At 45.6% G+C, this 16,307-nt stretch carries 12 protein-coding genes; 10 read left to right on the top strand and 2 right to left on the bottom strand.

The annotated features are described in order from the left end of the window. Nucleotides 1-691: 691 nt before the first annotated feature. Both fadJ and fadI read right to left on the bottom strand, forming a co-directional pair. Nucleotides 692-2,812: a fatty acid oxidation complex subunit alpha FadJ gene (gene fadJ / locus BW947_RS07615; protein ID WP_076498112.1), complete on the bottom strand. Its 2,121-nt coding sequence runs from the start codon at nucleotides 2,810-2,812 to the stop codon at nucleotides 692-694. 5 nt (nucleotides 2,813-2,817) lie between these two features. Beyond that, nucleotides 2,818-4,128 (bottom strand): acetyl-CoA C-acyltransferase FadI, encoded by a 1,311-nt coding sequence (fadI, locus tag BW947_RS07610; protein WP_076498110.1) that lies wholly within the window; start codon nucleotides 4,126-4,128, stop codon nucleotides 2,818-2,820. A gap of 262 nt (nucleotides 4,129-4,390) precedes the next feature. Here fadI and BW947_RS07605 point away from each other — a divergent pair, with 262 nt between their 5' ends. The 10 genes from BW947_RS07605 to BW947_RS07560 all read left to right on the top strand — a co-directional run bounded on the left by BW947_RS07605 (nucleotide 4,391) and on the right by BW947_RS07560 (nucleotide 16,186). Next, the gene (locus BW947_RS07605) at nucleotides 4,391-5,347 is read left to right on the top strand and encodes an AAA family ATPase (RefSeq protein ID WP_076498109.1); all 957 of its coding nucleotides are present in this window, start codon (nucleotides 4,391-4,393) and stop codon (nucleotides 5,345-5,347) included. A 24-nt stretch (nucleotides 5,348-5,371) separates the two neighbouring features. Beyond that, a complete protein-coding gene (locus BW947_RS07600; protein ID WP_076498107.1) occupies nucleotides 5,372-6,325 on the top strand; it encodes a DUF58 domain-containing protein in 954 nt (317 codons plus the stop codon). 2 nt (nucleotides 6,326-6,327) lie between these two features. Then, nucleotides 6,328-6,936 carry a DUF4381 domain-containing protein gene (locus BW947_RS07595; protein ID WP_076498106.1) on the top strand — a complete coding sequence of 203 codons (609 nt, stop codon included), beginning with the start codon at nucleotides 6,328-6,330 and terminating at the stop codon, nucleotides 6,934-6,936. Next, nucleotides 6,930-7,946 (top strand): vWA domain-containing protein, encoded by a 1,017-nt coding sequence (locus BW947_RS07590; RefSeq protein ID WP_076498104.1) that lies wholly within the window; start codon nucleotides 6,930-6,932, stop codon nucleotides 7,944-7,946. Before BW947_RS07595 ends, BW947_RS07590 begins: the two co-directional genes overlap by 7 nt. Further along, nucleotides 7,946-9,916 carry a VWA domain-containing protein gene (locus tag BW947_RS07585; RefSeq protein WP_076498103.1) on the top strand — a complete coding sequence of 657 codons (1,971 nt, stop codon included), beginning with the start codon at nucleotides 7,946-7,948 and terminating at the stop codon, nucleotides 9,914-9,916. The genes BW947_RS07590 and BW947_RS07585 overlap by 1 nt, the downstream gene beginning before the upstream one ends. After that, nucleotides 9,910-11,571, top strand: coding sequence for a BatD family protein (locus tag BW947_RS07580; RefSeq protein WP_076498101.1), 1,662 nt, complete (start codon nucleotides 9,910-9,912; stop codon nucleotides 11,569-11,571). The genes BW947_RS07585 and BW947_RS07580 overlap by 7 nt, the downstream gene beginning before the upstream one ends. A 95-nt stretch (nucleotides 11,572-11,666) precedes the next feature. Then, nucleotides 11,667-12,230 (top strand): sigma-70 family RNA polymerase sigma factor, encoded by a 564-nt coding sequence (locus tag BW947_RS07575; protein WP_076498099.1) that lies wholly within the window; start codon nucleotides 11,667-11,669, stop codon nucleotides 12,228-12,230. Further along, nucleotides 12,223-12,927 carry a DUF3379 domain-containing protein gene (locus BW947_RS07570; protein ID WP_076498098.1) on the top strand — a complete coding sequence of 235 codons (705 nt, stop codon included), beginning with the start codon at nucleotides 12,223-12,225 and terminating at the stop codon, nucleotides 12,925-12,927. The genes BW947_RS07575 and BW947_RS07570 overlap by 8 nt, the downstream gene beginning before the upstream one ends. Nucleotides 12,928-13,073: 146 nt before the next feature. Further along, nucleotides 13,074-14,525 carry a sodium/proline symporter PutP gene (putP, locus tag BW947_RS07565; RefSeq protein WP_076498096.1) on the top strand — a complete coding sequence of 484 codons (1,452 nt, stop codon included), beginning with the start codon at nucleotides 13,074-13,076 and terminating at the stop codon, nucleotides 14,523-14,525. Nucleotides 14,526-14,878: 353 nt separating this feature from the next. Further along, complete coding sequence (locus BW947_RS07560; RefSeq protein ID WP_076498094.1) at nucleotides 14,879-16,186, top strand: OmpP1/FadL family transporter; 1,308 nt, start codon at nucleotides 14,879-14,881, stop codon at nucleotides 16,184-16,186. The last annotated feature ends 121 nt before the right edge of the window (nucleotides 16,187-16,307 follow it).

Raw genomic sequence — 16,307 nt, 5'->3', positions numbered from 1 at the left:
GGTTCTCCATATGTGAAATTCAAACCCCTTGAAGTTGCGGGCTCTCCATATGTGAAATTCAAACCACTAGAACAAGTTGCATAACATTAATCAGGTTAGGGAGAGTGACTATGCTAAATTCAATCAAAAAAGCACTCGGTTTATCTAAGCCAGCACGTAAAAAGGTTAAGTTACCTGATGGTTTAAACCAACTTGAAGTGATTTCAGCAAAGGGTTGGTGGAACTAGATTTAAGCCTTAAGTAATGAGTCTAATGAAGAAATAGCAATAAGAAATTAGATGACATTAGGCACAGTTTAAAAACTAAAGGGAGCATAGCTCCCTTTAGTTTTTAATATTTATTAAAAGCCACATCTTTAAAAATAACTAAAAATCATCACGCTCGGAATTTTACTCCTCATCAAAATACAATCGCTTGTGAGCCATTCAAATTAATACCCATGTTGATCTTCGTTCAAATATTAGACTAAGCGTTCTATGCGTACCCGCTATCAACATCTTTCACTAAACACTGAACTAACGCATCTAACTCAAGGGGATAAAATTAAAGTCAACTTCAACCATTTAAGGGCGCTGCTCATACAAGAATTACATCAGCATTGTGAGTGTTTTTTAGGCAAAACAATGCCTTGTGGCAATAAAAAAGCGGCAATATTATGCCGCTTTTTTGTTCAATATAGAATGGTGAAGACTTAGAAGAAGCGCGAGTTTTCTTGAGCCATCGTTTTTAAGCGTGCGCAAGGTTCGAATCTGCTACCTAATTGACTTTGATAGCCCTCAAGAATTCGCACTAAGTTAGCTGCACCTAAAGTATCAATATAATGGAATGGACCACCGAGGAATGGCGGGAAACCAATGCCGAAAATAGCACCAATATCCCCATCTCTTGGCGATGCGATAATACCATCATCTAAACAACGTACGGCTTCGTTAAGCATTTGCACGACGCAGCGCTCAGCAACCGCTTTGGCGTCTTTATTAGTGCCTGGCTTAATGCCTAACACGCCATAAACACTCTCATCGACAGCTTTGGCTTTCTTGCTCGATGCGCCATATTGGTAGAAACCTTTGCCATTTTTACGACCTTTTCGATCGTCAGCCAAAAGCCTTTCAAATGCCGCAGGTGCTCTAAAGCGCTCGCCCAATTCTTTCTCAAGAATTGGTGAAATCTTAGCGCCCACATCGATACCCACTTCGTCGAGTAAAGTAATAGGTCCAACAGGGAAACCAAATTTCACTAAGGCTTTATCTAAATGTTCAACACTTTGGCCTTCAAGTAATAATTGCGCGGCCTCGTTCATGTAGAGCGCTAGAATTCGGTTCACATAAAAACCTGCGCCATCCTGCACCACTATCGGCGTTTTACCTTGCTTACGAGCAAATGCGACCGTGGTTGCAATAGTTTCTGCCGATGTTTTAGCGTGGGCAATGACTTCCACCAGCGGCATTTTCTCTACTGGCGAGAAATAATGTAGACCAATAACGTTCTCAGGACGCGTCGCCGCCTCGGCGATTTGACTAATCGGTAATGATGAAGTGTTTGAGGCAAAAATAGTATGCTCGCCGCATTCACGCTCAATGTCTTTTACCATTTGGTGCTTAAGCGCTAAGTCTTCAAATACTGCTTCCACGACGATATCGGCATCTTTTACGCCTTTATACTCTGTGGTTGTAGTCATCAGTGCCATTAAATTGTCACGGGCAGCAGGCGTCATGTGGCGACGTTTTACGCCTTTATCCAATAACTTATAAGCGTAGGCTAGCGCATTGCTTAAACCTTTTTCACTGATATCTTTGACGCGAACGGGGATCTTAGCCTTGGTCGTTGTCACCGATGCAATACCGCCGCCCATTAAACCGCCACCTAAGATCACGGCTTTTTTCACTTTGCGGGGAATCGCACCCACGGCGCCGGTTTCTTTCTTCATTTCTGTAGTCGCGAAGAAAATACTGCGCAGCGCAGCAGATTCTTTTGAAACCACTAATTCAGCAAAATGGCTGGCTTCGACGTCTAATCCCTTTTGCATGCCCTTAGCAATCCCTTGGCGCACGCAGTCAATTATTTTGGCGGGTGCGGGATAATTGCCTTGGGTTTTCTTTTCGACTTGTTTAGTCGCTTGGCTAAAAATAATGTTACGGCCAAAGCTTGTGCCTTCAAGGACTTGATTAACAAGTGATTTTTTAACCGATTTCGGCGAACGCTTGCCCGCAAGCGCCATATCGACGGCGGTTTGTAACAAAATCGTCTGCGGCACAACATCATTTACTAAGCCCATTTTCAAGGCTTGTTTAGGTCGAATTTGTTTACCTGTCAACATCATGTCTAAAGCAGTCGTAATACCAACTAAACGTGGCAAACGTTGAGTACCGCCACCACCAGGCAATAAACCCAGTTGCACTTCAGGTACACCGAGCATAGTCTTGCCATCGTCACTGCATACCCTTTGATGACAAGCTAATGCTAACTCTAAACCGCCACCTAAACAGGCGCCATGGATAGCCGCAACCACCGGAATTTTTAACGCTTCTAACTCATTAAAAACCACATGACCTTGCTGAGATAAGGCTTTGGCGTCGCCCGCAGTTTTACAGGCATCGAGCATGGAAATATCAGCGCCTGCAACAAAAGAATCTTTTTTACCCGAAATAAGCACTAAACCACGAATATTCGGATCACTCTTGATCTCTGCCAGAATTTCACTGATTTCAGGGCCAAATTGTGTTTTTAAGGTGTTCATGGTTTCGCCAGGAACATCCATTGTCAAAATGGCAATACCGTCGTCGCGGCGGGTTAAATTAAAGGTCTTTTCCATGCCGATTACTCCACTTCAACTATCATAGCCACACCTAAACCACCGGCTGCACAAGCCGTAGTTAGGCCAGTTCCACCACCGCGGCGTTTCAGTTCACGACACACTTGCGTGATCAAACGAGTTCCCGTTGCAGCAAAAGGATGACCATAGGCCAGCGAGCCGCCGAGCACGTTAAACTTACTCATGTCGATTTCACCAATGGCGCGGTTACGGCCAAGTTTTTCTTCGGCAAATTTTTTCGAAGCAAACATCTGCATATTGGCTAATGTCTGCGCTGCAAAAGCCTCGTGCATTTCAATTAGCGTGAGGTCTTCTAACTCCATTCCAGCCCGTTTCAGTGCCAGTGGCGTTGCGTAAGACGGCCCCATCAACATGTCTTGCCACACATCAATGGCGCTAAAGGCGTAACTCTTAATGTAACCAATAGGCTGATAACCTAAAGCTTTGGCTCGGCCTTCACTCATCAAAATAATGGCCGATGCACCGTCCGTCAGTGGCGTACTATTGGCCGCCGTCACAGTGCCATGCTGCCGATCAAAAGCCGGACGCAACTTAGCGTATGACTCAAGTACCGAGTTGTCGCGGATATTGTTATCACGATCGATAAACTGCTTATATGGTGGCACATGGGCAACCATCACTTCATCGCGAAGTTTGCCAGCGGCCCAAGTTTCACTCGCTAACGTGTGTGAGCGGTGTGCTAACGCATCTTGGTCGGCGCGGCTAATATTGTAGGTTTTTGCCATTTGCTCAGCGGTTTGCCCCATAGACAAGCCCGTTGAATACTCAGCTACCGCAGGCGGCACTGGAAATAAATCTTTAATGCCTAAACGGCGGAATATTTGTAATTTTTGCCCAAAGCTACGGGCTTTATTCAAATCGACTAACGCATGGGCTAACTTTTTTGACACACCGATAGGCAATACAGAGGATGAATCAGCGCCGCCGGCAATACCGATTTCGATATTACCCGTCATGATAGATTCAGCTACGTTTACGGCAGATTGAAAGCTCGTCGCACAAGCGCGAGTGACACTATAGGCATCGGTCGATACATTCATGCCAGTACCAAGTACGATTTCACGAGCAATGTTAGGTGCAGCAGGCATTTGCACGACTTGTCCATAGACCAGCTGTTCAATCAGCTTAGGGTCAAGTTCAGAGCGCGCCAATAATTCATTGACCACCATTTTGCCCATATCGAGCGCCGACACACCGTGAAATGCGGTGGCTTGCTTTGCGAATGGCGTTCTTAAACCCGCTACAATGGCGATACGTTCGCCCTTGGCGTTCGTAACCTGTTGTCTATCACTCATTTGTCACCCTCTTTATGTGCGCAATCGCTGAGAGATTTCAGGCGGCGCTATCGATTTCCGTGTTTGACCCATTGATTTGCGGCGAAAATCGCCCAATAACAGGTCTGACCATTAAAGTGTGATCTGATTCTAACTTCTTGTCAGCAAGTTTTAAACACCTGTTTGTTTTTTTAACACTAGCCAAACCCTAAGGGAATTCTTTACCATAGCTGTTGTCTATAGCCCACATACGTATTTTCAACATAATAAAACGAGTAGCATCATGCCTTTGAGTCGCTTCCATGCATTACGCACTTACCTCAATAAGGTTGTTTTAGGGCAACCAGTATTGACCGAAAATCTGCTCATTGCCTTAATTGCCAATGGCCACTTATTAGTTGAAGGGCCGCCAGGACTTGCTAAGACCCGAGCGGTGAAAGCCTTATGTGACGGGGTTGAGGGCGATTTTCACCGCATTCAATTCACCCCTGATTTGTTACCTGCTGACTTAACTGGTACCGATATTTATCGCTCGCAAACTGGTACTTTCGAATTTGAAGCCGGACCGATTTTTCACAATTTAATCTTAGCCGACGAAATTAACCGCGCTCCAGCCAAAGTACAATCGGCCTTATTAGAAGCCATGGCCGAAGGTCAAGTTACCGTCGGTAAGCACAGTTATAAGCTTCCACCGCTGTTTTTAGTAATGGCAACCCAGAATCCGTTAGAAAACGAAGGCACTTATCCTCTGCCCGAAGCACAGCTTGACCGTTTTTTAATGCATTTAAATCTTGATTACCCAAGCGGCGAAACTGAAATCGAAATTCTGCGCCAATCGCGTAAAGAAGCATTAACCCACGAGTTGCCAACAATGGAGCCAATTGCGCAGGCGGATGTGTTTGCCGCCCGTGATGAAGCCATGGAAATCTATCTTGCCGAACCGCTCGAAAAGTACATAGTCGAAATCGTGATGGCGACCCGCGAGCCTTCACGTTACAGCGAAGACTTAGCGAAATGGCTAGAGTATGGTGTCAGCCCGCGCGCAACGATTTCGTTAGAACGCTGCGCCCGCGCCCGCGCTTGGCTGCACGAACGAGACTTTGTTTCACCAGAAGACATTCAAGCCGTAGCGCCCAATGTATTAAGACACAGATTATTACTGAGCTACCAAGCGCAGGCTGAAGGCGTGAGCCGCGATCACGTGATCAACCACATCTTGAGTCAAGTTGCAGTACCTTAACGGTGAAGATAAGGGTGAAATAAGATGAGTGACACTGCGCAACTTTCAGCCGCGGCCGATGGCTTGCCGCTTTTTGCCGATGGTTTGCACTTAACGGAGCAAGAACTGCTGGCGTGCCAAAATATTGCCCGCGCTATGCCCGAGCGTTACAGTCGTGCCCGCGCCAATTTAGCCGGCCATCGCAGCAGCTTAATCAAAGGCCGCGGCATGGAGTTTGCTGAAGTGCGCCACTATCAACAGGGCGATGATGTGCGCACCATTGATTGGCGCGTTACTGCTCGCACAGGCACGACTCACACTAAATTATTTGTCGAAGAACGTGAGCGCCCTATTTTACTATTAATCGACTTGAGCCAAAGCCTCTATTTTGGCTCGCGTTTATTACTGCAATCGGTGCAAGCCGGACACCTTGCGACCACTTTAGGTTGGAATGCCATTAACCATGGCGATAGGCTCGGCGCCTTGATTGCCAGCGAGTCCGAACATGTCGAGCTCAAACCCCGCAGTCGTCGTCAGGGCATATTGCAGTTAGTCTCAGAGCTGCGCCGCGTGCACGAAAATCAGCTTAACCGTGTTGGCAGTGCTCAGCGCGATCCCGATCATATTTTGCGCGCCTGTCAGCGATTACAACGTATCGCCAAACCCGGTTCCTTAATTTGGATAGTGACAGATGGCAGCCATTTTACGCCCCAGTGTATTGCACCATTAACTGAGCTAAAGCGTCATTGTGATGTTGGCGCCTATCTGATTACCGATCCCCTGCGCCAAGGCACTTTGCCGTTACCGCACAACTTTAGTTTACCGGTACGCGATGGCGATGAAGATTTAGTGCTCACCCGCCACAGTTATCAGGCTTGGCTCGACATGCAGCAGCGTCAGCAACAAGGGTTTATCAGCATGATGCAGCAATTGCGTGTGCGTACTCAGCTAATAGATGCGGGTATTCCTTTAGCTAATCAATTGGAATTATTGCGTTAACAATGAGTGCAGAAATAGTGAATTCACACATAGCGACTCCTGAAATAGCAAATCTACCGGCTGCACCGATGATGTCTGCCGTGCCAAATCCTGCACTTGCAGAGCTGCAGGATATTATACATCCCGATCCCATCGGTGCTTGGCCTTGGGCCATCGGTTATTGGTTAGTTTTAGCAATAGTAATTAGCCTCATTACACTGTTAGTTATTTGGCTAAGAAAACGTGCCCGTTACTTCGCGCCAAGAAGAGCCGCAAAACAGTTACTCAATCAGCTTGATAGACAAGCGCCCTCTTATGTCTCTGACGTCAATAGCATCCTAAAGCGCACCGCCATGAGTTACCTCAGTAGAGAAGCGATAGCGTCATTAGATGGAAAGGCATGGGCAACTTGGCTAGACAGCTATTTACCCGCGCATAAACGCCAACGTATCGGTCCCTTGCTAACCAAACGCCATCAAGCAACGCCACTAACATTGGATGAAGCCAATGAGTTACACGCGCTGGCACAGGCTTGGTTAGCATCAAAAGCCAAACTCAACGCCCCTGAACTTAGTCAAATTAACGCTCAAGTTATGCCTGTTGATAGTCAAAAATCGGAGGCACAATGGTAACTATTGCATGGCCTTGGCTATTGATATTACTGCCGTTACCTTTGATTTTTTGGCGCCAACAAACCATACAAGTAGAGGGTGGCCGGCTGCAATTACCGGGAATGAGCCAAACAGGTAAACAAAGCTTAGCCGCCAACACACGCCAGAGCCGTAAACGCTACTGGCTGATGTGGTGCTTGTTAGTGCTTGCTATCGCTCGTCCACAATGGCTTGGGGAACCCATCGAGTTGCCAAGCCAAGGCCGCGATCTGATGATGGCAGTAGATTTATCCGGCAGTATGCAGATTGAAGATATGGTGGTAAATGGTAAAACCGTCGACCGCTTTACTTTGATACAACACGTCGTCAGTGATTTTATTGAACGCCGCAAAGGCGACCGTATCGGCTTGATTCTATTTGCCGATCACGCTTATTTACAGGCACCGCTCACCCAAGATAGACGTTCAGTGGCGCAATTTTTAAAAGAAGCGCAAATCGGCTTAGTCGGTAAACAAACCGCCATAGGTGAAGCCATAGCCCTAGCGGTAAAGCGTTTTGATAAAATGGACGAGAGTAATAGAGTGCTGATTTTATTGACCGACGGCTCCAATAATGCGGGCAATATCGAGCCAGAACAAGCAGCGCAGATTGCCGCTAATCGTAAAGTCACCATTTACACTGTGGGTGTCGGAGCTGATGTGATGGAGCGGCGCACACTCTTTGGCCGCGAACGGGTTAATCCCTCGATGGATCTAGATGAAAACCAGCTTAAGCATATCGCTGAAGTCACCCACGGCCGTTATTTTCGCGCCCGTAACAGCCAAGAACTGGACCAAATTTACCAAGAAATTGACAAACTCGAGCCAGTGAGTCGCGACCAATTGAGCTATCGTCCGCAGGCAGACCTGTTCTATTGGCCGCTGGCTTTAGCGTTACTAACGAGTCTGTGGATTGCCTTAGGTCAATTACCATTTTTTGCTACGCGCCGAGTTAAACTCGCTGCAACGAGTTCACGGGGGAACATAAAATAATGAGCCTACATTTTATTCGTCCCGAATGGCTACTCGCCCTAGTGCCGCTGGCCTTGGTGTTACTCAGTTTATGGCGACAACACCAGAGTCATAGCGCGTGGAACCGTTATATTGCGCCGCACTTAGCCAAAATATTAGTCACCCAAGGCGATAAAAAATCCCGCCGTCCGCTGCATTTATTAGCCTTCACTTGGCTGATTGCGACGATTGCCCTTGCTGGGCCTGCCGTTAATAAACAGTCCTTACCCGTGTTTGCCACCGAACAAGGCCGTGTATTAGTGATGGATATGTCGGTATCTATGTTTGCAACCGATGTGACGCCAAATCGTTTAACCCAAGCCAAATTTAGGGCAACAGACTTACTACGTAATCTAAAAGAAGGTGAAACTGGTTTAGTCGCTTTTGCTGGTGATGCTTTTACTATCAGTCCATTAACGCGTGATACCGGCACACTACTCAATTTACTGCCCACATTAAGCCCTGAGATCATGCCAGTGCGCGGCTCAAATTTAGCTGCGGCGCTTACTCAAGCTAAAGCTCTATTGGCGCAAGGTGGCCATATTCACGGCGATATCATTGTCATGACCGATGGCATTACTGCCACGCAATTTGATGAGGCAAACTCGGTATTAAGTGGCACGCAATATCGTCTTGCCATAATGGCTTTTGGCACCAGCCAAGGCGCGCCAATCCGTCTACCCGATGGACAATTACAACGAGACAATAGCAATGAAGTTGTGGTTGCTGCGGTAAATTTTGGCTTACTGCAAAAGCTGGTTGCAAACAATAAAGGCATCTTGATTCAGAACCGCGCCGATGGTAACGATCTCGACCAATTACAAAGTTGGTTAAGTGATGCTGGCGATGCTAAAGCAACAGAGCTTGACGGCGAAACCTGGCAAGATCTCGGCCCTTATCTGGCACTATTATTGCTGCTTCCCGCGCTGTTCAGTTTTAGGCAAGGCATCATTGCGGGTATCGGTGGCGGGTTTGTTGCCTTATTGAGCGGCCTACTATTAGCGGCTGCGCCGCAATCTGCCCATGCCAATATATGGGAAGATTTATGGCAAACCGCCGATCAACAAGCAATGCAAGCCTATCAATCACAAGACTATGCTAACGCTGCTAAGCAGTTTGAGTCACCCCAATGGCGTGCTAGTGCTCAGTATAAAGCCGGTGATTATGAGCAAGCGCTCAAAACCTTCGAGCAAGATAACTCAGCCCAAGGCCTTTACAATCAAGGCAATGCGTTGATGCAACTCGGTAAACCTGATAAAGCGAAAGAACGCTATCAAGCCGCGCTTGAAAAACAGGCCGATTTCCCTGCGGCAAAAGCCAATCTTGAACTTGCTGAAAAACAATTGAAAGAACAGCAAAAACAGCAAGGTAATAACGGCCAACAGAGTAAAGACCAAGATCAAAAAGAAGATCCGCAATCTGGTCAAGATAACGATCAACAGAATGGTTCTGAGCAAAATAAGCAAGATCAAACAGGGCAAGAATCTAAGGAGCTGCAGGATACCAATGCTGAACAAGATCCTCAGCAAAGCCCTGAGCAGCAAAAAGCAGATGAACAGTCGTCAGAACAAAATCAACAAACTAGCAATGATCAAAGTAATAAGGATAAACCTCAACCTGATAGCCAAGAAAATCAGCCACTAGATAATGAGGCTAACATGCAGGCACAGGCTAAAGCTGATGCAAATAACAAACAAATGCCTGAGCAAGAAAAACAAAACGTTAGTGCTAAAGATACTCCAAAGCAAAATGATCAAGATAAACAAAACATTGCTATGGATGAATCTATCGAAGCGCCGCCAACAAACAGTGAGCCGCTTCCACCCGAAATGCAACGCGCACTGCGGGGCGTGAGCGAAGACCCTCAAGTATTACTGCGTAACAAAATGCAGTTGGAATATCAAAAACGCCGCCAAAATGGCCAAATATCAAAGGATAACGAACAGTGGTAATCAGACAATTTTTTATCCTGCTACTCCTTGCTATCGGAGTGGTTAATCCCGCTTTTGCACTCACTAAGATTGAGGCAACAGTTGATCGCAACCCCGTGATGTTGGGCGAATACTTTGTGCTTAATATCAGTGTTGATGATGAAATCGATACCGGTAAACTCGACACTTCAGCCCTATTGAGGGACTTTATTGTTGGTCGCACCAGCGTAAGTCGCAGTACACAAATCATGAATTTTGATGCGGTTAAAGAAACCCGCTGGCAAGTGCTGCTTGCACCAAAACAAAAAGGCCAATTGACTATTCCAGCCTTTAGTATTGACGGCATAAACTCGGCGCCTATTCCACTGCAAGTGGTCGAAAGCGGTGGTCAACCCGCACAAATGAAAAACCTATTTATCGACGCAAAAGTGTCAACTGACGAAGCCTATGTCGGCCAATTAATTACCTATAAAGTAAAACTCTATCTCGCGGTAGAATTACAGCGAGGTGTGTTGAGCGCACCGGTGATTGAGGGCGGGCAAATCAAACAAGTCGGTGAAGATAAAGATGGCTCTGAAATTGTCGATGGGCGTCGTTATCGCGTAATTGAGCGTACCTATGGCATTATTCCCGACTTACCGGGCCAAATTAATATTAAGGGAGCCACCTTTGCCGGCGATGTATTGGTTGAATCCCAACGCCGTGGCGGTATGTTTGGCTTTAATGAAAGTCGCCCAATGCAAGCGGGAGCGCCATCGCTCACAGTACAAGTCAATCCTGCTCCCGCCAGTTTTCTAGGTCAGTGGTTAGTTGCCGATCTGGTAGTGTTAAAAGAAACGTTTCCGGAGGACATTACAGAGTTTACCGTCGGCAGCCCCATCACTCGCACGATAACGCTTTTAGCCTCAAACGCTGATGAAAATAGTTTGCCAGATATCAACCAGACGCTTCCTGATGAGCTGAAGTTATATCCTGAAAAACCCCAGCGACAGACCTTTGTGCGTGAAGCGCAAATCGTGTCTCAGTACAGTATTTCGTCGGCTATTGTCCCCAGTAAAGCGGGAACGTTTACTTTGCCCGAAATCAACATACCTTGGTGGAACCCGCACCTTAAACGAGAAGAAACAGCAACACTACCAGCACGTACTATCGTGGTGAAAGGTGGCGCTATCACGGATACGCCCACAGCCCCCGCTTGGCAAGCTAACTCAACGGCTGATAACAATGACTCTTGGATGGTTAAGGCATTTGCTGCGCTATGGTTGATCACTTTAGTGGTTTGGATTATCACTTTAATTGCTTGGCGCCGTGCTTTAAAAAATCAAGTAACGGCACCGATTGCGCTTAACTCGGCTCCAGCAGCAACGATATCGGGTTTACACAGCTTAGAAAAAGCCTGTGCCAGTGGCGATGTGGGCCACATAATGTTGCAATTACAGCGCTATTTTAGCGAGTTAGAGCAAACGCCAATGACACTCGATAAGATTGCCGAGCAGTCTTTACCACTGGCTGAAGCGATACAACAACTGCAATTAGCCGCCTATAGTGCTAATGCTAATAATGCAAATCCACACTTAAGTGCCCAGTGCGCCGCGTTACTTAACGCGGTCAAAACCTATCAACGTCAGCACTCAAAACCAAAATCAGTAGCATTAAGCCCACTAAATCCTCGATAAACCCTTAACTAATAATAGGTTTAATGACTAGGTTTAATGACAAAAAAGCGAGCTCAACATGTTAAATATCCAGCGAAAAAACCAACAGGTAAAAAATGTTTACTAATTGGCGCAAGAAATCAGCAGAGCCTGCGGTCTCTTCTGACATGTTAAGCAAACAACGACGATATAACAGCCTAGTCAAGGCGCTACATGCCGATATCTTCCGTTATGCCTATTGGTTATCTGGCGATAAACACGTGGCTGAGGACATTACTCAAGAAACATTTTTACGGGCATGGAAAGCATTAGATTCCCTCAAAGATGATAAAGCCGCAAAAGCATGGCTTATCACCATTTTGAGACGGGAAAATGCGCGGCGTTTTGAGCGTAAACAGTTTGATTACTCCGATGTTGAGCAAGATACCTTAGAGGACAATATCTCTAATAGCAGTGAAGATCAGACCGATCAATATCTGATCCGTCGGCAAATTAGTCGGCTGGATATTGAATACCGTGAACCACTTTTACTGCAACTGATTGGAGGTTTTAGCGGTGATGAAATCGCCGAGCTCATGGAGCTTAATCGTAACACTGTGATGACACGTTTATTTCGGGCGAGAAACCAATTGAAAGTATTACTTGAAAAATCAGAGGTGAGAGGTCAGTCCAATGGATGAGCTTAAATTTAGACGTCAAGCCTATGAGAACCCTTACAATCAAGACGCTGATTTTCTGCAGCAGATAAAAGCTAAACCAGAAAACCAAGCGCTTGTGAATGAACTTAAACATCTCGATGCAAAACTGTGCAGTGCATTAAAAATTAGTGTGCCTGAAGATTTAGCCGATAAGCTAATTCTGCGCCAGCAATTGCAGCAACATCACAAACAGCGACGCCGTACAGGTTTTCTAATGGCAATGGCAGCTTCCATAGCCTTTGCTGTCGGGATAAGCTTTAGTTTACTGCGCCTTGGCCCCATAGATTTAGCAGAGCATGCTCTAGCCCATGTCAATCATGAGAGTGTCGCTTTACACTTGGACCAAAATGTCGACTTTAAACAAGTAAATGCTCGACTGGCTTCACTGAAAAACTTTGGTAATGCCAAGTTTATCCAACAGCCCGGTAAAGTATATTTCAGCTCTTATTGCGATTTTCAAGGTGTAAAAAGCTTGCATCTCGTGCTTCAAGGCGAGCAAGGTAAAGTCACTCTATTTATCGTGCCGTTGGAAAAACGTATGGTGCTAGATCAAACGTTTGCCGACAGCCAATATCAAGGTATCGGTTTTGAAACTGCAGACGCTTTTATTCTGATCGTTGGTGAAGATAAATCTGATCTTAACTATGTAAAAGACGAAATAAGTAATATCTTCATCTAAACCGATCATTTTTAAATCTAACCTTCGATAAAAACTCGTATCGCAGGTTAGATTTTAGTCACATATTTACCTCCTAATGGGCGATTGCTCAAACATCTGGTAGCATGCTTGCCACTTTTAATAATAAAAAGATGGGAAGAAACAAGATGACGATTGAAACCCCAATTTTAATCACATTTGTTAGCTATTTAGTATTGATGATGGGCATAGGTTTTTGGGCTTATCGTGCTACCGATACTGTTGATGATTATATTTTAGGTGGTCGAAAAATGGGCCCCGCCGTGACTGCACTTAGCGTGGGTGCATCTGATATGTCTGGTTGGTTATTACTGGGGTTACCCGGCGCGGTTTACTTAGGTGGTTTAGGCGAAGCATGGATTGGCATAGGCTTAATTTTTGGTGCTTGGCTAAACTGGTTATTTGTAGCAAAACGCCTACGTATTTACACTCAACTGGCTGATAACGCACTGACGTTGCCCGATTTTTTTGAGAAGCGTTTCCACGATACTCAAGGTTACCTCAAACTTGTTTCCGCCATCACTATTCTAGTATTTTTCACCTTCTACGCCTCTTCAGGCATGGTAGGCGGCGCGATTTTGTTTGAAAAAGTCTTTGGCCTTGATTACACCGTTGCTCTGGTTATTGGCTCAGCCATCATAGTCGGTTATACCTTTATAGGCGGTTTCTTTGCCGTGTGTTGGACTGACTTTTTTCAAGGTTGTTTAATGCTTATCGCACTATTAATTGTGCCGTTTGCGGTGTTTTCCAACCCTGAAAGTCAGGCCGGAATGGAATCGATTGATCCGGCGATGTTGGCACTCGTTAGCGATAACACCACTGTGATTGGCATGCTGTCTTTGCTCGCGTGGGGATTAGGCTATTTTGGTCAACCGCATATTTTATCGCGCTTTATGGCGATAAGCAGCGCCGATGCCCTGCCCTTATCGCGCCGTATTGCGATGAGCTGGATGATACTATCTTTGGTAGGTGCGCTGGCAACAGGGATTGCTGGATCTGTCTATTTTGCAAAAATGCCACTTGCAAATCCTGAAACCGTATTTATCCATTTAGCCCAAGCGGCCTTTAACCCATGGATTGGTGGTTTACTCATCGCGGCGATTTTATCGGCGATTATGAGCACTATCGATTCGCAACTACTGGTTTGCTCAAGCGTTATCACCGAAGATTTCTACCGTAAATGGCTGCGACCTAAAGCTGATGATCGCGAGTTGATGATGGTTGGTCGTTTAGGCGTACTGGCAATTGCAGTGATTGCAGGCGTAGTGGCACTTAATCCTGACAGCAGCGTACTGAGTTTAGTGAGCTACGCATGGGCAGGTTTTGGCGCCGCATTTGGCCCAGTGGCACTGTTGTCGTTATTTTGGAAGCAATATAGTCGTAATGGCGCGATTGCCACCATCATAGTGGGTGCGTTAACCGTGGTCATTTGGAAACAATTATCGGGTGGGATTTTTGAATTATATGAAATACTACCAGGTTTTGTATTTGCATCCATAGCCGGTATTTTAGTTAGTAAATTATCTGCGCCGAGTCAACAAGTGACAACAGAGTTCGAACAATTTAAATCTGCATTGTAATCTCTGCCCTCATCCATAATGTAAAAAAGCGTACACTTGTACGCCTTTTTACATTTTGTATCGTTTTAACTTTTCTACGCAGCGTTACAAATCGTTAACGTTAATTAAAACTCTTCATCGCACCCAAAGCCCATGATATCAGGCAACTGGCCAGACCATTCAATCACCACTTAAAAAACACTTTGTTTGAAATGTCCTTAATTAACTGAAAATTAACATGTTTAACATCTGGTCGGACTTGTTGGCAGTACATTCAATCCATAAGATGCAAAGGACAAAAAAGGATTTCGACACGGTACTGGGGAGTTCGGTCGAATAAAAATCCAATATTTATAAAAATAGAGAGAATAATAATGAAAAAATTCAACAAGACACTCATTGCCATTTCGGTCGCATTAGCCAGTACACAAACCTTAGCCGCTGGTTTCCAACTCAACAGCCAATCAGCCACAGGCATAGGCCGTGCATTCTCTGGTGATGCTGTTATCGCCGATAACGCGTCGGTAATATCTCGTAACCCTGCAGCTATGGCGTTATTTGATAAAGATTCACTTTCTGTTGGTTTAACTTATGTCGATGTTTCAGTTGATGTCAAAGATGTTAACTTTGCTGGCGGAGCCGTCGATTTAGGCAGTATCGATGATGCAGGCAGCACTAAGGCCATTCCTAATATTTACTATATCCATCCCATCGATGACAAATTTGCCGTAGGTTTTGCCGCTTTTTCTAATTTTGGGACAGGTACTGATTCTGCTACCTTGTCTAAAAATGTTGCTGCAGCACCCTTTGACCTATTAGGAAAAACAGAAGTTACCACAATTAACTTTAATACTAGCCTTTCATACCGCATCAATGACATGTTCAGCATAGGTGCTGGTATTGATGCTGTTTACGGTGAAGGACGCCTGACCCGTGACGCAGGCCCAACACCGCTGGTTGATGTTGATGCCGATGGCTGGGCATTTGGCGGTATCCTTGGCGCGACGATTGAGTTAAATCAAGATAACCGTTTTGGTTTAAGCTACCGCTTTAGCCCAACTGTTAATGTGAAAGGTGATGTCAATACTATTTCAACGAAAGACTTATCTGCATTAGGACTGGGGGCACAGACTACATTAGCCACCAGCTTTGATAGCTTAGATGTACCGCTAGCGGATATCTTCCAAGTAGCAGGTTTCCATCAGCTGACGTCTCAATTTGCGGTACATTACACCGCCCAGTTCACCAAATGGGGCGATTTTGAGCAAATTACTGCTAAAGATGGCGTAGCCACCATTTTACCAGGCCAAGCTGGCGCTGGCAGTACTGTAAATGCAGGTGATGTTGCTCTAAAAAAATACCAATGGAAAGATTCATGGTTATTTAGCTTAGGTGGTACTTACACGATTAACGAACAATTTACCGTTCGCGCAGGTTACATGCATGACATGGGTGTGGTTGATGATATTAGCTCAATCTCGATCCCAGATTCAGACCGTAACTGGTTTACTGCGGGCATGAGCTACCATGTTAATCCACAGAACAGCATCGATTTTGGTATCGCCTATGTTAAAGGTGAAGAAGTTCACTTAATTGAAAATAGCGCAATCGTCGGTCCGGTTAATGCGATTACTGAGTCAAGTGCTATGTACTACTCGGTGCAATACAGCTATCAGTTTTAAGATAAGCGCTACATCCCCAAAAGCCGCATTGATTGCGGCTTTTTTGTAGCATTAATTTACAATTTATGGTTTAACAATAATTCAAACTGATGCTTTCCATCCTTTCATGCCACAGGCTTTA

Origin of the sequence: Shewanella morhuae, assembly GCF_900156405.1 — a bacterium.
GTDB lineage: Bacteria > Pseudomonadota > Gammaproteobacteria > Enterobacterales > Shewanellaceae > Shewanella > Shewanella morhuae.
The sequence above is the reverse complement of the archived record's forward strand: the minus strand, read 5'-3'. Positions and strand labels throughout refer to the sequence as shown.